This is a genomic window from Stenotrophomonas thermophila (genome assembly GCF_001499715.1).
GTDB classification, from domain to species: domain Bacteria; phylum Pseudomonadota; class Gammaproteobacteria; order Xanthomonadales; family Xanthomonadaceae; genus Stenotrophomonas; species Stenotrophomonas hibiscicola.
This window is the reverse complement of the sequence record NZ_CVIW01000014.1, coordinates 27,505-46,381: the sequence shown is the minus strand read 5'-3', so window position 1 is coordinate 46,381 and position 18,877 is coordinate 27,505. Positions and strand designations below refer to the sequence as shown.

Sequence of the window (18,877 nt, the reverse complement as noted above, 5' to 3'; positions counted from 1 at the left end):
CATCCGGTGCCGGTGGCATGTCTGGCTTGAGGAGAAACGGTGTTTCGCTCTGGCTATACCTCTATAGACAGCAGGCCACAGCGAGTGCCCACAGTTCTTTCATGCTTTTTTTTCATGTGGCGCGCTGTGCGCCGCGCCGCAGGCACCTCACCACACCACCAGCGCTCCGCCGGGCAAGCGCTGCACACGCAATCCTGCCTGGGCGACCACCGCATTGATGGCAGTCTCCGGTTGCTGCAGGTGGAACAGGCCACTGACCCGCACGCTCGCGCCCTGCCCGCCCAGTACCCAGACCGGAGCACGACGGTAGCGCGCCAGATCGGCAATGGCCTGCGCGGCGGGCTGATCGTCGATCACTACCTCGCCACGCCGCCACGGCGCGATGGTCGCGGTATCTTCCAGCTGCACCGGCCGCAGCCAGCGACCGTCACGGAATACACGTGCCTGCCCGGCATGCAGGCGCTGCACGCTGCCATCGCCCGGGCGCACATCGACCATGCCCTCGCTGACCTGGGTCGCGACCGTGGTGTCCTGCATCGACACGCTGAAGGCAGTGCCGATGTCACGGACCAGGCCGCCCGCCGCCTCCACCTGGAACGGGCGCGCCTCGTGCGCTACCTGGAACCAGGCCTGGCCGCGCAGCAGGCGAAGGTGGCGCTGCTGGCCATCGAATTCAATCGCCAGTGCGGTGCCAGCGTCGAGTACCGCCGTACTGCCGTCGTCCAACTGCACAACGCGCGGTGCATCGCTGCTGCGCAGGTCACTGCGTGCCAGCAGCAGCGCGTGTGGCGCAGCGGCAACCATCAGCACCACTGCGGCAGCACTGGCCAGCAGCCACGTCAGGCGGCGGCGCGGCGCGATGGGGCGCAACCCTTGGCGATCAGCCGTCAACCCGGGCAGCGCGGCCAGCACCTCGGGCCCGGCGGCATCCAAGCCCTGCCAGAAGGCCTGCTGCTGGCGCCAGGCCAGCGCATGGCGGGGATCGGCCTGCAGCCAGCGCTGCAGACTGCGTTGCTGGCGTTCCGGCAGCGGGCCTGCACTGCACCGTATCACCCAGCGCAACGCCTGGCTGGCCTGACGCGGCGAGGGTTCGGACGTGGTCATGGTTGTGGCCTGCCGCACCGCGAACGGGTGCGCCTTCCTGTTGTGACAACGGCGGGCGCGATCTGCCCACGGCAATCGCAGCTCATCGATGCATTCCCTGCTGGTGCTGCTGGATCAACAGCGCCGCGCGCAGCACATGCTTGCCGACCAGGCTCTTGGAAATACCCAGCCGGGCGGCGATCTCGCGCTCGCTCAGGCCCAGATACCGGTTGAGCACGAAGCATTCGCGTACCTGCGCTGGCAGCGCAAGGATGGTCCGGGTGATCTCGCGCAGTTGTGCCTGGTCCAGCGCCTGGGCCTCGCCGTCGTGGCCCGCCTCGGCCATGTCGGTGGCGTACTCGGCCATGGCACGGCGTTCGCGGGCGTCGGACTGGCTGCGGTTGAGCGCGTGGTGGTAGGCCATCCGGTACAGATAGCCGCGCGGCTCGAGGATGGGCGGATCGCCGGGCACGCTACTGGCCTTCAGGTACAGGTTCTGCAGGGTGTCCTCGGTACTGGCCGGGTCGAGATAGCGCGCGATGAAGCGAGACAACGCACGGCGCTCGCGGATCAGCAGCTCGACCAGCGCCAGGGCATTGGGAGACATAGGTGCCAAGGCCGGACCGGGGAATGATGGGCGTGATGGCGACGGTCCGGGCGTGGATTGTGGGCTGCGCAGCCGCAGGCGGCAAGCCGCACCCCGAACCATCATCCACGCATGGCAGGTTCAGTAGACCACGCCGTGCGTGGATGGAAGACCTAGGGCTCCTCCAACGCACCGAACCGCTCGGCGAGGTAGTCGATCAACGCGCGCACCGCTGGCAGCAGCCCCCGCCGCGACGGGAACACCGCATGCACGATGCCGTGCTTCGGCACCCACTCCTGCAGCACCGGCACCAGCGCGCCACTGGCCAGCTCATCGGTGATCATCATCCGCGGCAACATCAACAACCCCACCCCTGCCACCGCGGCGGTGCGCAACGCCAACATGTCATCGCTGACCAGCCGCGGGCGATGGTGCACGCTGGCCTGCACGTCCTCCGGCCCGGTGTACTCCCAAACATGCTGCTGGCTGGGCGATGCCAGATCCACGGTCGGCATCATCGCCAGGTCGGCCGGCACCCGCGGCGTGCCCAGCCGCTGCAGCAGCGCCGGGCTGGCACTGGTACACCAGACCCGGCGCGCCAGCACGCGTACCACCAGGTCACTGTCCTCCAGCGGCGGCGGCCGCACCCGGATCGCCACGTCCATGCCTTCGCCCACCACATCCACGCGCCGGTTGGTGGCCTCCAGCTGCACCGTCACCTGCGGGTACAGAGCCAGGAAATCAGCCAGCATCGCGCCGACGCGAGCATGCAGGATCGCGATCGGGCACGCCAGGCGGATGGTGCCGCGCGGCTCGGCGCGTGACATCGCAATCGCTTCTTCGGCCGCTTCGGCCTCGACCAGCATGGCCTTGCAATGGCGGTAGTAGTCCTGGCCGACCTCGGTGACCGAGAAGCGCCGGGTCGAGCGCTGGATCAGGCGCACGCCCAACCGTTCCTCCAGCAGCGCGATGCGCCGGCTCAGTTTCGACTTCGGCATGGCCAGTGCCCGGCCGGCCTGCGAGAAGCCGCCGTGCTCGACCACCATGGCGAAGTAGAACAGGTCGTTGAGGTCGCAACGGCGGATATCAGCGATGAACACGGGGCGATCTCCTGTGGCGCAAGGCGCGCACCCATTGTTCACCAGATAGGACTATGACGGCAAATATTGGCGTCTACCGGCCTAATTGTCGCGGCGATATCGTCTCCTGCAACGAAGAACAGCGGCCGGTAGCCCCGGCCAGGAGATCGCCATGAAGCGTGTCACCGGTACCTACAGCGCCCCGCGCCCGCACTGGGTGGGCGACGGATTCCCCGCCCGCTCGATGTTTTCCTACAACACCCACGGCCAGCACCTGAGCCCGTTCCTGCTGCTGGACTACGCCGGCCCTTATACCTTCGCCCCCAGCGATACCCCGCGCGGGGTCGGCCAGCATCCGCATCGCGGTTTCGAGACCGTCACCATCGTCTATGAGGGCGAGGTCGCCCACCGCGATTCAACCGGCGCCGGCGGCACCATCGGCCCGGGTGACGTGCAGTGGATGACCGCTGCCTCCGGCATCCTCCACGAGGAGTTCCACACACCCGAGTTCAGCAAGCGGGGCGGCACGCTGGACATGGTCCAGCTGTGGGTGAACCTGCCGGCGCAGGACAAGATGGGTGCACCGGGCTACCAGACCCTGCTCGACGCACAGATCCCCTTGGTTGAATTGCCTGAAGGTGCCGGGCGCGTGCGTGTCATCGCCGGCCGCTTCGACGGTCATGCCGGCCCGGCCCGCACCCACACGCCGATGGATGTCTGGGACATCCGCCTGCGGCAGGGCCACCACGCCGAACTGCCGGTCGCCGATGGCCGCACGCTGGCGCTGGTGGTGCTGAAGGGCTCGGTGCGGATCAACGGCGGCCAGCCGGTCGGCGAGGCGCAGCTGGTCACCTTCGACCGCAGCGGCGAGGACGTGTTCGTCGACGCCGACAGCGACGCCACCGTGCTGCTGCTCAGCGGTGAACCGATCGACGAGCCGGTGGTGGGCTATGGCCCGTTCGTGATGAACAGCCAGGCCGAGATCGCGCAGGCGGTCAACGACTTCAACAGCGGCCGCTTCGGCCAGATCGCGCACTGATCGTTTCAATGCGGCGGGGATTGGCCCGCCGCACCTTCCGGGCCATCGCCCACCTTCTCCAGGAGACTGACCATGAGTACCCCCGCCAACTTCAACGGTGCCCGCCCGGTGATCGATCCGGACAACGCCGCGATGCTGCTGATCGACCATCAGAGCGGCCTGTTCCAGACCATCGGTGACATGCCGTTCACCAGCGTGCGCGCCCACGCCACCGCGCTGGCGAAGATGGCCACGCTGGCAAAGATGCCGGTGATTACCACCGCCTCTGTTCCGCAGGGCCCGAATGGCCCGCTGATCCCGGAGATCCACGACGCGGCCCCGCACGCCCAGTACGTGGCGCGCAAGGGTGAGATCAACGCCTGGGACAACCCGGAATTCGTTGCCGCGGTGAAGGCCACCGGCCGCAAGCAGCTGATCATCGCCGGCACCATCACCAGCGTGTGCATGGCCTTCCCGTCAATCGCCGCCGTTGCCGATGGCTACCAGGTGTTCGCAGTCATCGACGCGTCCGGCACCTACTCGAAGATGGCCGAAGAGATCACCCTGGCCCGCGTGGTGCAGGCCGGTGTTGTGCCGATGGACACCGCTGCGGTGGCCTCGGAGATCCAACGCACCTGGAACCGCGACGATGCCCAGCAGTGGGCCGAGGTCTACACGAAGATCTTCCCGAACTACCAGCTGCTGATCGAAAGCTACCTGAAGGCACAGGACGTGCAGAAGAACCACGAACAGCTGGATTCGCAGCGCAGCTGACGCCGTGCGGGGCGGTGCGCCACAGTGCCGCCGCCCTGCTTTGTCCTTCCTTTTTCCATCCTGCACCGGAGGCGATCATGCGTTGGCCAGTTTCCCCTGCAGCAGGCATCGCGGCGCGTTCGATGGGCGCGCTTGCCGCCCTGTTCGCCGCTGCGGCCGGCGCGGAAGAGATCGTGCCGTCACCACCCGCCATCGATCCGTGGCGCTACAGCGAAGACTACCGCTACCTGCAGGATCCGGCCTTCCGTTCCGGCGCCTGGTGGGAGAAGGGAAAATGGCTGCCGTTCGGTGCATCCGGCAGCCTGACCGTCGGCGCCGAGCTGCGTGCGCGCTACGAGCACTACACCAGTAATGAGTTCGGGCACGCACCTGTCAAGCGCGACGGCAGTGCGCTCTATCGTGCGCTGCCGTATGCCGATCTGAAGCTCAACGAGCATGCCAGGGTTTTCACCCAGCTCAACCTGACCCATGCCCGTCGCGACGACAGCACCATGGGCCCGGTGGACGATACCGGCGCCGAGGTCCTGCAGGGCTTCGTCGATCTTTCGCTGCCCTCGCGCGACGCAGGTGCGACCTTGCGCGTGGGCCGGCAGGTACTGGCCTACGGCAGCGAGCGCCTGGTTTCGGTGCGCTATGGACCCAATGTCCTGCGCGCATTCGATGGTGGCCTGCTCGCGTAGCGGACGTCGCACTCCCGTACCGAAGCCTTCCTGCTGCGCCCGGTACGCAATGCCATGGGTTCCTTCAATGACCGTGGTGATCCGCAGCGGCGCGTGTGGGGCGTGTACACCACCTTCCAGGACCCCGGAAACCACCGCGATACCTGCCTGGATCTCTACTACCTGGGCCTGTCCAGCGATCGCGCCCGCTACGATCAGGGAGAAGGTGCCGAAACCCGCAATACGCTGGGCAGCCGCTGGTCGGGTCGTCGCAACGGATGGAGCTGGGACCTGGAGGGATTCTTCCAGTACGGCAGTTTCGCCGGCGCGCCGGTACGTGCGTGGTCGGTCGCCAGCGATGTGCGCCATCGCTTCGATGCGTGGCCGCTCTCGCCACGGCTCGGCCTGAAGGCCAACATCATCAGCGGCGACCGTGACCCCGACGATCGCGCGTTGCAGACCTTCAACATGATGTTCCCGAAGGGCAAGTACTTCGGCGAAAGCGGCCAGGTCGGCCCGAGCAACCTGATCAACCTGCACCCCTCGCTGGAACTGGATCTGGCTGGTGGCTGGTCATTGGCCAGCGCAGTCGTCTTCTACTGGCGGCAGAGCGGGCGCGACGGCGTGTATGGCGTTGCCGGAAACCTGCTGCGGCCGGCGGGCAACAGCCGCGCCCGGTACATAGGCACGCAGGCGGATCTGGTGCTGGGGCGCGAGATCTCCCGCCAGCTCAGCGTCGAAGCGGCCTATTCGATCTTCAGGCCGGGTCGCTTCATCCGGGACACCGGGCGCGCCGACACCGTCCATTTCATCGGCCTTGAGGCGCTCTGGCGCTACTGAGGCCGCGACGCCCCAACAACCCGCCGATGGCGTATCCACATCACCGGGGGAAGCGCTGGATGCCTCCGCCACCCCGGCGCCCCGCGGCGATTGCCCCTCCCCCCAGAGCGAGACACTTCCATGCGCGTACTGCTCCTCCTCTTCATGCTTGTGCTGCCAACCGTGGCGGCAGCGGCCGAGCCGGCCGACCTGGTGCTGCGCAATGGCCTGCTGTTGACCCAGGACAGCACTACGCCACGTGCCAGCGCGCTTGCCATCCGCGGCGAGCGAATCCTGGCGGTCGGCAGTGACCGCGCCATGCAACGTCATATCGGCCCCAGCACCCGGGTCATCGACCTGCAACGGCGCACCGTCGTTCCGGGCCTGATCGACACGCACATCCACGCAATCCGCGGCGGCCAGACGTTCACCTTCGAAACCTACTGGTTCGACGCTCCCACGCTGTCCGAGGCGCTGCAGCGGCTGCAGCGGGATGCCCAGCGCAAGCCTGACGGGCAATGGGCCGCCGTGGTCGGTGCGTGGCATCCCGAACAGTTCGCGGAGGGCCGGGCCCCGACCCGCGCCGAGCTCGATGCCGCCCTGCCGGACAGGCCGGTCTACGTGCAGCATCTGTACGACTACGCCCTGCTCAATCGTGCCGGCATCGCAGCGCTGGATCTGCAGGGCGAGCAGCCCCGCCTGCCCCCGGGCATCATCGTCGAGCGCGACAATGACGGACAGGCCACCGGCCGCCTGTCCGGTGGCATCGGTCCATTCAATGCACTGTTCGCGCAGATCAGTGCCAGCACCGATCACGAAGAGAGCCTGCGGACCTTCTTCGCTGCCCTCAACGCGCAGGGCGTGACCGGTTTCATCGATCCGTCCGCCGGCCCACCATCGTCCTACGAACCCCTGTTCAAGCTACGCGACCAGGGCGGGCTGACGCTGCGCGCCGGCTACCGCATTCCGGCCGGCAGCCACGGTGATGAAGCCGAGTGGTTCCGCAATGTGATGGCGTTCCGTCCGAACCGGCACGACGATGGCGACATCGCCTTCCTCGGCCTGGGTGAGAACCTGGTCACCGCCATGAACGACGGCGTCCTGATGGGGCCTGGTTTCGATCCGCCGGCCGAGGCCCGGCAGGAGCTGATCGAGGTCGCCCGGCTGGCCGCGGAGCGGCGCATCCCGCTGGAGATCCACGCATATACCGATGATGCCGCCGATGCCATCCTGGACGCCTTCGAGGTGGTGGCGCGCGATCATGACCTGCGGCCGCTGCGCTGGGCCATCGCGCACCTGAACACCGGGTCACAGCGGACGTTGCAGCGCATGGCCCGGCTCGGGCTGGCCTACAGCGTACAGATGGGACCGTACTTTGAAACCACCGCGATCCATGCCGCCAACACGGCACAGGTTGCGGCGTCCAGCGCCCCGGTGCGGGCCGCGATGGCGCTCGGCATTCCGGTGGCGGGTGGCACCGACTCCACCCGCATCGGCGTGGCAGGCGTCTGGCAGGCCATCCAGTACCACGTTGACGGCCAGCCACTGGCAGGCGTGCGCCGCAGCGAGGACAACCTCATCACCCGCGATGCGGCACTGCGCCTGTTCACCCGCAATGCGGCCTGGCTGTCGTTTGCCGAAGACGAGCGCGGCTCTCTCACTGCGGGAAAGCTGGCTGATCTGGCTGTGCTCGACCAACCCTACCTGACCATGCCGGCCCGTCGCATCCACTCGCTGCGCTCGCTGCTCACCCTGGTCGGCGGGCGCATCGTGCACGATAGCGGCGCCCTGGACGCCGAATAGCCGCGTCCCCTGCCCTGCCATCCTGCCCCTGCCCACCCCCGGGCATTCCCCCGCGGCCTCGCGCCGCTCCTGCAATGGAGACCCACCATGTCCAGTGAACCGATCCGCGACCCGGCCAGCGATCATCTGCTGACCCCGCAGAATTCCGCCTTCATCATCATCGACTACCAGCCGGTGCAGGTGAACTCCATCGCCTCGATGGACCGCCAGTTGCTGGTCAACAACATTGTCGGCACCGCCAAGGCCGCAGTGGCTTACGGTCTGCCGATCGTGCATTCGACGGTCAACGTCAAGACCGGCCTGAACAAGCCGCCGATTCCACAGCTGCGCAAGGTGCTGGGCGACTACCCCACCTACGATCGCACCACCATCAATTCCTGGGAGGACGTCGAGTTCCGCAAGGCGGTGGAAGCCACCGGACGCCGCAAGCTGATCATGACCGCGCTGTGGACCGAGGCCTGCCTGACCTTCCCGGCCTTGGACGCGTTGAAGGAAGGCTATGAGGTGTATGTGGTGGTCGACGCCGTCGGCGGTACCTCGCTGGCCGCGCACGATGCGGCGCTGCGCCGCATCGAACAGGCCGGTGGCCAGCTGATCAGCGTGCCGCAGCTGTTCTGCGAACTGCAGCGCGACTGGGCCCGTTCGGAAACGGTGCCGGCCTTCATGAACCTCTTCATTGAAACCGGTGGTACGGCAGGCATCCAGTTCTCGTACGATCGTACCGAGTGATTGCGTGGCGGCGCCGGTCCTGGCTGGCGCCGCCTTTTGGGGAGCCGTCGAGCATGGCTCGACGCTACAGTGGGTTTGGTCGAGCGTGGCTCGACGCCATGGATAGATGGAGAATGTGATGGCCTACGCACGCATTGTTTCAACCGCCGACAACTACCTGCATCACATCAGCAATGGCCACTTCGAGGTGGACGCCGATGAACCAGCCTCGCTAGGCGGCCAGGGCAAGGGCTTCGCACCGTTCGACCTGTACCTGGCCTCGCTGGCGGCGTGCACCGCCATCACCCTGCGCATGTATGCGCAGCGCAAGGGTTGGGAACTGGGCGAGTTCCATGCCGAGCTGCGCTCGGAACGTGACGCGGATGGACGCTTCCACGTGCACCGCGTGCTGCATGCCAGCGCCGCGCTGAGCGATGCGCAGTGGCAGCGGTTGCTGGAGGTGGTGGAAAAGACCCCGGTGACCCTGGTGATGCGCGAAGGTGCACGCATCACCAGTGAGCGTGGGGCCGCAGCGTAGCCCCATCCACGCATGGCGTGGATCTACAGACGACGCTAGCCGGGCATGGCCCGGCGGCCGCTCAGCGCCGTGAATGCAGCACGGTGCGCTGGCGCATCGCGTTGAATTCCTGCTCCACCTGCTGGATGTCCTCGGCCTGGAACCCGGCCGCGTCCAACAGCTGGTCGGCGGCGGCCGCCGCCAGCGGATCGTCGTCACGCTGGCGCCAGCAGCGCGCCGGCAGGAAATAGCCCACTTCGCTGCGCCCGCGCATGATCACCACCGGGCGGCCCGCATACAACAGGAACTCGGCCAGGTGCTGGCGCAGGCCCTCCACCGAGACATAGGCCGGCCCGATGCCCAGCGATCGACTGGACGGTTCGGAACTTTCAAACAGCTTGCGACGGCTCATCCACTCCTCCTTATGTGCAACGCGTGGTCTCCTTTCCCTAGACGGGCGCATCGCTGCGCCCCCGCCACGCACTCCGTGAACCGCATCACGACGCCACTCAGAAGCCGGTATTGAACTCCAGCTGGAACACGTCGATCGACAGTGGAGCACCGGACACTTCCTTGGCCGCCATCCACTTGCCGCTGATCCAGCTGCGCGCGTCCAGCGCGTAGGCGCCGCCCACGTAGTAGCCGCGGGCGTTGGTACCGCCCAGGTGGAAGTTCGGATCGTTGTAGGCATCGGGCAGCGCATCGGCCTCGATGTGCTTGTAGCCCAGCAGCGCCTGCCACTGCCCCTTCTCCTTCAGGTCGGTAGCACCGAACGTGGCCTGCACCATCCACGCCGTGTCGCCGCTGCGGAAGGTCTCGATGCTGGCGGTACCACCAGCGCCGTAGTTGTTGACGATGCCGTTGTTGGCGCGGCTGAACATCGCCTGCTTGTCGTAGGCCAGGTTGCGGATGTAGTCGCCATCCAGGCGCAGGCCCATGCCCTGTGCCAGCTGCGTGTCCCAGCGCAGGTTCAAGGTAGCCAGCCGGAAGGCCGATGCCAGGCCGACATACTGTGGGGTCGGCGTGCTGGCCGGATCCAGCGGATTGCGCGCGATGTCGCGGATCAGCATCAGGGTGTTGCCCTTCTGCATGAACGCCGGGCGCGACCAGTCGGTGTCGCAGCCGTCCGCGCCGGCGTACAGCAGGCAGGGCGAGGACAGGCGGCCGCTGATGTTCTTGAAATCGTAGTAGCCCAGCGCGGCGCGCAGTGCATTGTCATCGTTGAAACGCCAGTTCACGCCCACCTGTGCGCCGGACAGCCACTTGTTCTCGTTCGGCGTCTTCACCTGGTTGCGGTTCGGCGAATTGTCGGATGTGTACTCCAGCGGTACCACCGCAAGGTTGCCGAACACATCGAGATCACCGCCGTCGAAGTCGTACTTCAGGTTGGCGGCCAGACCGTCGAAGTTCAGGTCATTGGAGAACAGCGTGTCGCTGGTCCAGAACGGATTGCCGAAGCGGCCACCGCGCACCGTCACCCAGTCGGCCGGACTGTAGGCCAGCCAGGCTTGGTCCAGCCACACGTCCTTCTTGCTCAGGCCACCACCCAGCTGTTCGGTGGTTGACACCGGGCCATTGCTGCTGCCGCTGGCCAGGCGCACGCCGGCCGTGGTGTGCTGGCCGATGGTCGCCTCGATGCCCAGGCGAGCGCGGATGCGCCACAGGTTGCGGCGGTCCTGGCGGGTGTTCAGCAGCGGCGGCAGCTGCAGGTTGGTGTTGGTGTTGGTGTCGAAGCCGTTGCCGGAATTGATCGACGACCAGTTGCTCACGATGTCGCTGTTGCGTTCGGAGAAGAAGCGCGACTCGCTGCGCACGCGCATGTCACCGGTGACCTTGATGCGCTTGGTCCACTCAGCCACTTCGTTCGGTGCCGCCCAGCCCTCGGACCTGGCCTGCGCCATCACGTCCTGGCGCACTTCGTCACGGATGCCGTCGCGCACGCTCTGCGGCACGTAGGGCACGCGCACGTCGCCGGCCTCCAAGGCCACGCCACCGCTGGCGGCCGAAGGTACGGTGGTCGCGGTGCGCGACGCGGCCGCTGCTTCAGCCTCGGCCTGCACCAGCAATGCCTGGCCGTCTTCGGGCTTCAGCGCGCCACTGGCGATCAGGCCCTTGATCAGCTTGACCATGGTGGTTTCGGCGGCCATCGCACCGGCCGGGGCGGCCAGGCTGAGCAGCACGGCGCAGCACAGCAGCGCCCGTCGGGCCGGGCGCGAGCAGCGGGAGTCGGTTCGTGCGCGGACGTGGTCGTTCATCACGGTTCTCATCGAAAGAAGGGAAATCACGGAGGTCGGGAATCAGGCCCCGGGCCGGCGGCCCTGGATCAGCACGCGGGCGGGGAAATCGAGCGACGGAGGCGGTGCCTGGTCGACCTTGCCGATGCGTCGCAGCGCATCGAGCACGGCCGCGTCGGCCTCCTCGTTGCCACTGCCGCGCACCAGCTCGACCTTTTCCAGGCGGCCATCGTTGGACAGCCACACATTCACCTGCAGCTGGAACGCCAGGCGCTTGACCTTGTCGTCGCGCGAGATCGCCTGCTGCATCAGGTAGCCGAGGTAGCGCCCGTAGGTGGCATTGCCGGCACCACCGCGGCCGACGCCGGACGAGCCGCCGCCACTGCCGGACTGGATACCGAAGTTGTCACCGCCGGCCTGCGCATCAGCATTCGTCGTCACCGGGTCGGCGTTGTCCGGCGTTGGCGTTGGCTCTTCAGCCGGCGTCGGCGGATCCAGAGGTTCCGGCTCTGGCATCGCTTCTTCCGGCGGCGTCTCCGGCTCCGGTGGCTTTTCCGGCGGCGGTGGCGGCGGCGGCGGGGGTGGTGGCAGCGCCAGCATCGGCGGCTGCACCACCGGCCGGCGGGTGCTGGCGGTGTCCTTGAACAGCATCCACCACACGGCGATGCCGAGCACCAGCAAAGCGGCCAGCACCAACGCGACGGTCACCAGCAACTGGCGACCGCGCATGCCGGGCTCCGGCCGAGGGGGTTGATGGGCCGTCATGCCTCAGCCCTGCGCTTTGCCGGTGACCAGGCCAACCTGGGCCAGCTCCAGCCGCCGCAGCAGGTCCAGCACCTCGACCACGCGGGCGTACTGCACCTGCGCGTCACCGCGCACGATCACCGGGAAATCCGGCGTGGTCGCGCGCTCGGTGCGCAGGCGGTCTTCCAGCTCGGCCATCGTCACCGGATAGGCATCCAGGAACACCTGACCACTGGGGTCGATGGTGATCGCCTTGGTCTTCGGCTTCTCCAGCGCGACGCTGTTGCTGGCCTTCGGCAGGTTGACCTCGATGCCGGGAATGGAGGCGTTGCTGGTCAGGATGAAGATCACCAGCACCACCAGCAGCACGTCGACGAAGGGCGTCACGTTGATGCCCTTCTCGCGCTTCTTGATGCCGAACTTCGCCTTCTGGCCCATGGCGCGCCCCTCAGCCCTGGACCGCGGCCGGGCCGCGCCCGTCCTGCTCTTCGGCCAGGCGCGCGGCGAACTCGTCGATGAACACCGCCATGTCGGCGCCGATCGCCTCGGCACGTGCTCCCAGGTAGTTGTAGCCGAACAGCGCCGGAATCGCGACGCCGAGGCCGGCTGCGGTACACAGCAGCGCCGCGGCCATGCCCGGTGCCACCGAATTGATGTCCACCGCGCCGGCCATCGCCGCCACCACGAACACCAGCATGATGCCGATCACGGTACCGAACAGGCCCACGTACGGCGCGCCTTCGATGGTGGTCGACAGCCAGTTCATGCGCCGTGCCATCGCTTCCTGCTCGCGCACCATCACCGCATCCATCGAGGCGCGGATCGCGGCGATGGTGGCGCCACTGAGGTAACCGCTGTTGCCATCGCGCTGGTGGCGCTGCTGCATTTCATCGATGGCCACCTGGTAGATGCGCCACAGCGAACCGTCGTGCATCGCGGTGGGTGCCTTGCCCTGGCGGTCCATGTCGGACAGGGTGCGCAGCGGCACACCGGACAGCTTGCCGAAGCTCTCGGTGAACACTGCATTGGCCTTGCTGGTACGGCCGAAGTGCCGCCCCTTGGCAATCATGATCGCCCACGACAGCAGCATCATCAGGCCGAGGATAGCGACCACCACCCAGGCGTCGAACGGCATCGCCTTGAGGATGAAGGCGAAGTGGCTCTGCCCGGCGGACTGCTCGTCGGCACCGTAGCTGATCAGGCGCGAGTCGGCGCCCTGTGCGGTGGCATCGGCCAGCAGCAGTGCCGCCGGTCGTGCCACGCGCGAGATACGCAGCTCATCCAGTGCGCCCTCGAAATTGGCAAGCGGCTGCACCGCGCCCGGCGCATCAGCGCCCACCACCGGCGCGGTGGTCAGCGCCGGCAGCTCGCCGCTCAGCTGGGCGACCACGCGGCCATTGAGGTACAACTGCAGTGCGCCCTTCTCCGCAGTCAGCGCCACATGCGCCCACTGCCCTTCCGGAATCGGCTGCGCCGGCGTGCGGCGCTGGCCATTGAGCTGCACGAACGGCACCCGGTTTTCGATGCCCAGCACCAGTTCGGACGCACCGTCGCGACGGGCGTAGATCGCCTGTGCGGCATTGTTGCTGCCCGGCTTGATCCAGGCCGAAACGGTGAGCGGCGCGCCCGCCTCCTGCGCAAGCGATGCGCTGGCAGGCAGCGGCAGCGGGGCTGCGCCCAACTGAACGCCGCGGCCGATCACCGAGCCTTCCGACGGCGGCGCCACGGCCCCGGCGTTGTTTCCATAGGCGGTGGTGTCGCGTGCCGGCGCATTGGCCTCGGCAAAGTGGTAGACCAGCGTGTAGTCCGGGTCGAACACCTGCTGGCCGTTGCCGCTGGCGGGGGCCTTTTCATTGCCGTAGTACATCCAGATCGTCTGCGGTGCCGCAGCGCTGACCGCCGGCACGTCCACCCAGACCAGCGCCAGGCCCAGCTTGGGATCGAACTGTTCGATCTGGTGGGCCAGCACGGTGCGGCCATCACCCGAGACAAAGCGCAGGTCGTTGCCCGCATCCTGGGTGCCGTCGAAGCCGAAGTTGCCGGTATGCAGGCGCAGCAGCAGCGGTGTGCGACCCGGGTCACCGGCCAGGCCCGCGCCCTGCGGGCCGGCGTCGACAGTGATCGGCTTGCGGTACTTCCATTCGGCCTGCCACCAATTGGCATCGGCCGCAGCGGCCGGCAGCGCAACCAGCGCGGCCAGCAGCAACAACACTCGGGAAAGCAAACGGTCCATGCGAAGGGTCTCCGGAGAACGCATGTTCAAGGGAAGGGTCAGTAACTGGTGCTGATGTTGAAATGCAGGCGCGGGTCGTCCTTGCGCGTGACCGGGCCATCGGCATAAGGCCAGGCGTAGTCCAGGCGCAGTTGCAGGTGCTCACCCAGGCGCAGCTGCGCGCCCAGGCCGACCGAGGCCAGGTTGTACTTGTCGCGCTGCTCGGGCAGCGGCTGGCGCAGGCGCAGGTAGGCCGCGTCGGCAAAGCTGTAGACACGCAGGTCGGTGCCGCTCCACAGCGACCACGCCGGGGTGCGCCATTCCAGGCTGGCCAGGCCGCCGTAGTCGCCGATCGCCTCGGCCGACAGGTAGCCACGCACGGTGTACATGCCGCCAGCAGCGAACTGCTCGGCCGACACCAGTGGCGCATCGGTTACCTGCAGCGAGCCACGCGCATACCACTGCCAGTCACTGCTGAAGGTGTGGGTGTTGGCCACGTCGGCCTTGAAGGCGACGAAACTCGGATCGGCCCAGTAGCGCTTCTGGCCGAAGGCGGTGGCGTCACTGCCATAGCCGAACAGGCGGCGGGTACCGGCCACCAGCTGGGTGTTGATGCTCAACTGATCCTGCTCCCCCTGGCGCACGCCGACAAACCCCAGGGTGATCGGCGCGTACTTCAGCGGCGTCTTCAGGCTCTCCTTGCCCATCTGCGTGTCTTCCTCGGTATCCTTGAAATCCACGCCGAGGCTCAGCTGGCGCCACCATTGGCTGCTGCCGGCCAGTCGATAGTTGAGCTTGACACCGATCGAATGACCGTTGCCGATCACATTGGTGCCAGTGCCGGTACCGACCTGCCCGCCCGCGTTCAGCACGCGGCTGTCGGACTTGTAGCCGGAGGCTTCCAGGCTCCACGGCGTGCCTTCGAACGGCATCGTGTACGAGGCCGAGAACACCTTGGCCTGCTTTGTATCTTCCGGCGCCAGGTACACGCCGATGTTTGCGCTGTGCCCCCGCTTCCACAGGTTGTCGTAGGCCAGCGACGCACTCAGGCGCAGCTTCTCGGTGTCGGCGCTGTGGTCGTTGTTGAGTGACGCGCTGGCACGCCACGGCGACTTCTCTTCGACCTGCAGGTCCACATCCATCGTGCCCGGCACCTGGCCCTCCCGTACCAGCGGCATCACCTGGCGGCGGCCACCTTCGTTCAGCGCGGTCAGTTCCTTCTGCGCCTGGTCGAAGTCCGGCACCTTGCCTTCCGCCAGCGCCGGCACGCGCTCGCGGATGCGCTCGGGCGATTCGTGCTTCGTTCCCACGACCCGCAGCTGGCCGATCGGTGTCTGCTGTACCTTCAGCAGTACCACGCCACCGCTGACCTGCTGCTCGGGCAACTCCACGTAGACCGACTGGTAGCCCGCCTGCTGGTACAGCGCATTGACTGCATCGCGTGCCTTCTCGACATCGGCCAGAGTCTTTCCCGGGCCGAGGAACGGCTCCACCGCGCGCTCGATCTGGCGCGGATCGAGCACGGTGTTGCCGCGCACGATGTATTCATTGATGTTCACGCTGGGCGCAGGCGCCGCCTCCTGCGCGAACAATGTCAGCGGCAGCGCCGCCAGGGCCAGCACCAGCGGATGCAGGCGCAGCGGAAGGCGGACGGCTCGGCACGGAACAGGAGTCATCGAAGGCATCGCGTCGTATCGAAGGAAATGGCCATGGAGCGGCGCGTGGGTCTACCAACAGGACGTGTACGTCGCGTCAAAACCGCCAACAGTTTTGTGACAGCACTGTCATCTTTTGACAGCGCCGGAACGTCCAGCGGCGGAGACTGCCCGTGCCACACGTCTTCATTGCAGAACGTCGGTTGTCGCAGGAGATTCGAGATGAGTGAGCCGTTGAAGGCGGGCCTTCGCCCTGCCCTTGCCCTTGCCTTGTTGCTGGCGTTGCCATCGGCCTGGGCCGACGAGGCAAAGAAACAGGACGAGGCCGCGCCGTGCATCGAAGTGCAGGTCAACCGCGAGCGCATCCCCGCCTGGGAGTGCCTGCAACGCAAACTGGCGGCGGCGCCGAAATCGGCGAAGTCACCGGCGCTTCCTGAAGCCGAGCGCCTGATGCGGCAGCCCGGCAACCAGCTGATGCAGTACAACCTGGAAGGCACACGACAGCGCATGGGCGATGCGTTCGGGCGCGCGGTGGTGCCGCAGCGACCTGCGCGCTGAGCCTGCGCCTTTGCAGAGCCGAGCCCATGCTCGGCTGTCTTTGCATTCATCGGCGATGCCGCGCAGGCGCAGCCGAGCGTAGGCTCGGCTCTACAGTGCAACCGGCACGATGCCATCGCTCGGCACCGGCGGCAGCTCGGGCACCGGCAGGCTACGCGATTGCCCGGCCTGGTTCAGTTCCACCGCGCTGGCACTGATGCTGGCCAGCACCGTGCAGGGTCCGAGCCGTTGGCCGGGCGCATACGCTTCCGCCGGGCGTCCATCCACCGAGAGCAGGGCCAATGGCGCATGGTCACCGGCCATCACGCCCAGCACCACCACCTCGGTCTGCACTGCACCGGGGGACAGCAGCCGTACCAGCGGCAGGCTCGCCACTGCATCGAACATCGGCCGTACCGGCGCCACGGCCTTCGCCTCGCTGGCCGCGGCCGCTGGCGCCACGGCAGACAGGGTGACACTCCAATAGGCCACCACGGCCAGCAGCAGCGTCGCCGCCAGCAGGGTCAACATGCGATTGCGATCCCAGCGCCTGCCATCCATGTTCCGCACCACCGCCACGTTCGTCTCCGCCTACGCTAGCAGCTGTGGCTGACGCTTTTGTTTCATCATGCAGGCCTACGCTGGCAGGTGTCGACACGGACAGGAGGCAACGTCGATGCAGCGCGTGCAGCGTGGTTTCACCCTGCTGGAACTGATGGTGGTGCTGGTGATCATCGGCATCTGCACGGCCGGAATCGGGCTGGGCCTGGGCAGCCTGCTCGACCCGGGCCGGCAGCTGCGACAGGAAGCCGAGCGGTTGGCGCAGCGCCTGCAGGTGGCGCGCGATGAGGCACGCATCGATGGCCGCCCCCTGCGTTGGCAGGCCGACGCCAACGGCTATCGTTTCAGCCGCCGCGAAGGCAGCGGTTGGGTGATCATTGAACGCGATGATCTGCTGCGACCGCAGAAGTGGCAGGCAACGGGTATCGCGGTGCAGCCCGCCAGCCCCATTGAGCTGAGCCCGGAGTGGATCGGTATCGCCTGGGAGCTTGGGTTGTCGCTGGATGGCCGCAAACTGCGTCTTCGTGATGATGGCAGCGGACAGTTGCAGGTCGTGCAGTGAAGCGGAACATGCGCGGGTTCACCCTGATCGAGGTACTGATTGCACTGGCGATCGTTTCGATTGCGTTGGCGGCGGTGATGCGTTCAGTGGCGGTGGCGACCGATGATCAGTCGCGCCTGCGCGACCGCCGGCTGGCACTAATGTGTGCGCAGGACCGCTGGCAGGAGCTGCGCCTGGCCGGGCAGCCTCCGCAGGATGCACGGCAGCGCTGCGTGCAGGGGCGCAGCAGTTTCCTGGTGCTGCAGCATGTCGGCACCGCGAGTGACGGACAGCCACAGCTGGAGCTCAGCGTGGTTGCCGAAGATGCACCCCGGCAGTCGCTGGCGCGAATGCAGTTGCCATGGACGGCGGCGCAATGACGCGCGCCGTGCGCGGTTTCACCCTGATCGAGGTGATGATTGCGATCACCATCATGGGCGTACTGGCGCTGATCTGCTGGCGGGCGCTCGACAGCGTGGCCAACAGCAATCAGCGCCTGCGCCAGGCCGATGCCGAGACCACGACGGCGCTGCGCGTGCTGCAGCAGTTCCAGCGTGATATCGAAATGCGCGCAGACGATGCGTTGATGAATGGCGCAGTGCGGCCGGCCGATCAACCGCAGCGGTTGCTACCGCCGTCGCTGGTGAGCGAGCGGCACCCGGATGGGAGCTTCGCGCTGGAGATCACCCGCAGTGTCGGCAGCGATGGGCTGCACTGGCAACGGGTACGCTGGTGGCGGCAGGGCAATACGCTGTGGCGGGCCAGTGGTACGGCTACGGACCAGTATCCGTTGCCGGCGCCGGAACTGTCGAAGGGCATTGCCGTGGCGCACGGCGTGCAGCGGTTCGAGGTGCGGGCCTGGCAGCCAGGAACGGGATGGGCCGTGTTGCCGAGCGAAGGCGAGGTAATGCCGGCCACGGGACTTGAACTGCGGTTGGGCCTGCGCGATGGGCGTGGGCCGTTGAGTTACCGGCGGGTGCTGGAGCTTTAGGCTTTTGCCCAGGCAAAGCATCCAGGCATGGCGTGGATCTACTGCCGAGCTGCTTCTACTGCCGGGCCTGCCCTGGTGGGTGCCGACATTGGTCGGCACTGAAGCTGGCCAAGCCATCGACGCATTGCGAGGATCTACCGCCGAGCGGCTTCTACTGCCCGGCCTGCCCTGGTGGGTGCCGACCGTTGGTCGGCACTGAGGCTGGCCCAGCCATCCACGCATTGCGTGGATCTACTGCCGCTCCTGCCGCCGGGCACTCTCCTGCACCCGGCGGCGTTGTGTCGGTGGTCCTCACCGCTGATGGCCGTTCCCTGCCCTCCGTGCCGTCCTGGCTGGGGCCGCCACCGCTCCGTGGC

The 18,877-nt window shown here is 67.2% G+C and carries 19 protein-coding genes and 1 pseudogene; 10 read left to right on the top strand and 10 right to left on the bottom strand.

The window, feature by feature from the left end:
• Positions 1-147: 147 nt before the first annotated feature.
• The 3 genes from BN1263_RS08855 to BN1263_RS08845 form a co-directional block, all read right to left on the bottom strand.
• Positions 148-1,104 (bottom strand): FecR family protein, encoded by a 957-nt coding sequence (locus BN1263_RS08855; RefSeq protein ID WP_058980560.1) that lies wholly within the window; start codon positions 1,102-1,104, stop codon positions 148-150.
• 82 nt (positions 1,105-1,186) lie between these two features.
• Entirely contained in the window at positions 1,187-1,690 is a 504-nt protein-coding gene (locus BN1263_RS08850; RefSeq protein ID WP_058980559.1) for an RNA polymerase sigma factor, read from the bottom strand.
• A 152-nt stretch (positions 1,691-1,842) separates the two neighbouring features.
• On the bottom strand, positions 1,843-2,769 hold the full coding sequence (locus tag BN1263_RS08845) for a LysR family transcriptional regulator (protein ID WP_080398797.1): 927 nt from the start codon (positions 2,767-2,769) through the stop codon (positions 1,843-1,845).
• Between the two features lie 151 nt (positions 2,770-2,920).
• Between BN1263_RS08845 and BN1263_RS08840 the strand changes: the two genes are divergently transcribed.
• From BN1263_RS08840 to BN1263_RS08810, 6 genes and pseudogenes are all read left to right on the top strand, one after another.
• Positions 2,921-3,787 (top strand): pirin family protein, encoded by an 867-nt coding sequence (locus BN1263_RS08840; protein ID WP_058980558.1) that lies wholly within the window; start codon positions 2,921-2,923, stop codon positions 3,785-3,787.
• A 72-nt stretch (positions 3,788-3,859) separates the two neighbouring features.
• The gene (locus BN1263_RS08835; RefSeq protein ID WP_005409868.1) at positions 3,860-4,540 is read left to right on the top strand and encodes a hydrolase; all 681 of its coding nucleotides are present in this window, start codon (positions 3,860-3,862) and stop codon (positions 4,538-4,540) included.
• 77 nt (positions 4,541-4,617) lie between these two features.
• Positions 4,618-6,039 (top strand): annotated as a pseudogene (locus BN1263_RS20860) (alginate export family protein).
• 120 nt (positions 6,040-6,159) lie between these two features.
• Complete coding sequence (locus BN1263_RS08820) at positions 6,160-7,821, top strand: amidohydrolase (RefSeq protein WP_058980555.1); 1,662 nt, start codon at positions 6,160-6,162, stop codon at positions 7,819-7,821.
• Positions 7,822-7,908: 87 nt separating this feature from the next.
• Positions 7,909-8,550, top strand: coding sequence for a hydrolase (locus tag BN1263_RS08815; protein ID WP_005409869.1), 642 nt, complete (start codon positions 7,909-7,911; stop codon positions 8,548-8,550).
• A gap of 118 nt (positions 8,551-8,668) precedes the next feature.
• Complete coding sequence (locus BN1263_RS08810) at positions 8,669-9,067, top strand: OsmC family protein (protein WP_058980554.1); 399 nt, start codon at positions 8,669-8,671, stop codon at positions 9,065-9,067.
• Between the two features lie 61 nt (positions 9,068-9,128).
• Here BN1263_RS08810 and BN1263_RS08805 read toward each other — a convergent pair whose 3' ends face one another.
• The 6 genes from BN1263_RS08805 to BN1263_RS08780 form a co-directional block, all read right to left on the bottom strand.
• Positions 9,129-9,458, bottom strand: coding sequence for a hypothetical protein (locus BN1263_RS08805; protein WP_005416760.1), 330 nt, complete (start codon positions 9,456-9,458; stop codon positions 9,129-9,131).
• A gap of 97 nt (positions 9,459-9,555) precedes the next feature.
• Entirely contained in the window at positions 9,556-11,301 is a 1,746-nt protein-coding gene (locus BN1263_RS08800) for a putative porin (protein ID WP_058980553.1), read from the bottom strand.
• A gap of 42 nt (positions 11,302-11,343) precedes the next feature.
• Positions 11,344-12,009: a cell envelope integrity protein TolA gene (tolA, locus tag BN1263_RS08795; protein ID WP_058980552.1), complete on the bottom strand. Its 666-nt coding sequence runs from the start codon at positions 12,007-12,009 to the stop codon at positions 11,344-11,346.
• Positions 12,010-12,048: 39 nt separating this feature from the next.
• The gene (locus BN1263_RS08790) at positions 12,049-12,462 is read right to left on the bottom strand and encodes an ExbD/TolR family protein (protein WP_005409874.1); all 414 of its coding nucleotides are present in this window, start codon (positions 12,460-12,462) and stop codon (positions 12,049-12,051) included.
• 10 nt (positions 12,463-12,472) lie between these two features.
• Positions 12,473-14,257: a DUF2341 domain-containing protein gene (locus BN1263_RS08785; protein WP_058980551.1), complete on the bottom strand. Its 1,785-nt coding sequence runs from the start codon at positions 14,255-14,257 to the stop codon at positions 12,473-12,475.
• Between the two features lie 38 nt (positions 14,258-14,295).
• On the bottom strand, positions 14,296-15,912 hold the full coding sequence (locus BN1263_RS08780) for a ShlB/FhaC/HecB family hemolysin secretion/activation protein (protein WP_058980550.1): 1,617 nt from the start codon (positions 15,910-15,912) through the stop codon (positions 14,296-14,298).
• A gap of 201 nt (positions 15,913-16,113) precedes the next feature.
• Between BN1263_RS08780 and BN1263_RS08775 the strand changes: the two genes are divergently transcribed.
• Positions 16,114-16,449 (top strand): hypothetical protein, encoded by a 336-nt coding sequence (locus tag BN1263_RS08775; protein ID WP_058980549.1) that lies wholly within the window; start codon positions 16,114-16,116, stop codon positions 16,447-16,449.
• A 90-nt stretch (positions 16,450-16,539) separates the two neighbouring features.
• Here the strand turns inward: BN1263_RS08775 and BN1263_RS08770 are convergent, their stop codons facing one another.
• Entirely contained in the window at positions 16,540-16,989 is a 450-nt protein-coding gene (locus tag BN1263_RS08770; protein WP_058980587.1) for a hypothetical protein, read from the bottom strand.
• Between the two features lie 115 nt (positions 16,990-17,104).
• Between BN1263_RS08770 and gspH the strand changes: the two genes are divergently transcribed.
• The 3 genes from gspH to BN1263_RS08755 are packed head-to-tail and all read left to right on the top strand — an operon-like array spanning position 17,105 to position 18,521.
• A complete protein-coding gene (gspH, locus tag BN1263_RS08765) occupies positions 17,105-17,551 on the top strand; it encodes a type II secretion system minor pseudopilin GspH (protein ID WP_058980548.1) in 447 nt (148 codons plus the stop codon).
• An 8-nt stretch (positions 17,552-17,559) separates the two neighbouring features.
• Positions 17,560-17,910 carry a type II secretion system minor pseudopilin GspI gene (gene gspI / locus BN1263_RS08760; RefSeq protein WP_260832926.1) on the top strand — a complete coding sequence of 117 codons (351 nt, stop codon included), beginning with the start codon at positions 17,560-17,562 and terminating at the stop codon, positions 17,908-17,910.
• Positions 17,907-18,521 (top strand): prepilin-type N-terminal cleavage/methylation domain-containing protein, encoded by a 615-nt coding sequence (locus tag BN1263_RS08755; protein ID WP_058980585.1) that lies wholly within the window; start codon positions 17,907-17,909, stop codon positions 18,519-18,521. Before gspI ends, BN1263_RS08755 begins: the two co-directional genes overlap by 4 nt.
• The last annotated feature ends 356 nt before the right edge of the window (positions 18,522-18,877 follow it).

What these genes read in the sequence shown, in the direction of transcription:
- gspH (WP_058980548.1), top strand. Translation starts at nt 17,105, where the DNA reads ATGCAGCGCGTGCAGCGTGGTTTCACCCTGCTGGAACTGATGGTGGTG.
- BN1263_RS08850 (WP_058980559.1), bottom strand. Translation starts at nt 1,690, where the DNA reads ATGTCTCCCAATGCCCTGGCGCTGGTCGAGCTGCTGATCCGCGAGCGC.
- BN1263_RS08855 (WP_058980560.1), bottom strand. Translation starts at nt 1,104, where the DNA reads ATGACCACGTCCGAACCCTCGCCGCGTCAGGCCAGCCAGGCGTTGCGC.
- BN1263_RS08820 (WP_058980555.1), top strand. Translation starts at nt 6,160, where the DNA reads ATGCGCGTACTGCTCCTCCTCTTCATGCTTGTGCTGCCAACCGTGGCG.
- BN1263_RS08805 (WP_005416760.1), bottom strand. Translation starts at nt 9,458, where the DNA reads ATGAGCCGTCGCAAGCTGTTTGAAAGTTCCGAACCGTCCAGTCGATCG.
- BN1263_RS08780 (WP_058980550.1), bottom strand. Translation starts at nt 15,912, where the DNA reads ATGACTCCTGTTCCGTGCCGAGCCGTCCGCCTTCCGCTGCGCCTGCAT.
- gspI (WP_260832926.1), top strand. Translation starts at nt 17,560, where the DNA reads ATGCGCGGGTTCACCCTGATCGAGGTACTGATTGCACTGGCGATCGTT.
- BN1263_RS08800 (WP_058980553.1), bottom strand. Translation starts at nt 11,301, where the DNA reads ATGAACGACCACGTCCGCGCACGAACCGACTCCCGCTGCTCGCGCCCG.
- BN1263_RS08810 (WP_058980554.1), top strand. Translation starts at nt 8,669, where the DNA reads ATGGCCTACGCACGCATTGTTTCAACCGCCGACAACTACCTGCATCAC.
- BN1263_RS08755 (WP_058980585.1), top strand. Translation starts at nt 17,907, where the DNA reads ATGACGCGCGCCGTGCGCGGTTTCACCCTGATCGAGGTGATGATTGCG.
- tolA (WP_058980552.1), bottom strand. Translation starts at nt 12,009, where the DNA reads ATGCGCGGTCGCCAGTTGCTGGTGACCGTCGCGTTGGTGCTGGCCGCT.
- BN1263_RS08835 (WP_005409868.1), top strand. Translation starts at nt 3,860, where the DNA reads ATGAGTACCCCCGCCAACTTCAACGGTGCCCGCCCGGTGATCGATCCG.
- BN1263_RS08790 (WP_005409874.1), bottom strand. Translation starts at nt 12,462, where the DNA reads ATGGGCCAGAAGGCGAAGTTCGGCATCAAGAAGCGCGAGAAGGGCATC.
- BN1263_RS08840 (WP_058980558.1), top strand. Translation starts at nt 2,921, where the DNA reads ATGAAGCGTGTCACCGGTACCTACAGCGCCCCGCGCCCGCACTGGGTG.
- BN1263_RS08815 (WP_005409869.1), top strand. Translation starts at nt 7,909, where the DNA reads ATGTCCAGTGAACCGATCCGCGACCCGGCCAGCGATCATCTGCTGACC.
- BN1263_RS08785 (WP_058980551.1), bottom strand. Translation starts at nt 14,257, where the DNA reads ATGGACCGTTTGCTTTCCCGAGTGTTGTTGCTGCTGGCCGCGCTGGTT.
- BN1263_RS08770 (WP_058980587.1), bottom strand. Translation starts at nt 16,989, where the DNA reads ATGGATGGCAGGCGCTGGGATCGCAATCGCATGTTGACCCTGCTGGCG.
- BN1263_RS08775 (WP_058980549.1), top strand. Translation starts at nt 16,114, where the DNA reads ATGAGTGAGCCGTTGAAGGCGGGCCTTCGCCCTGCCCTTGCCCTTGCC.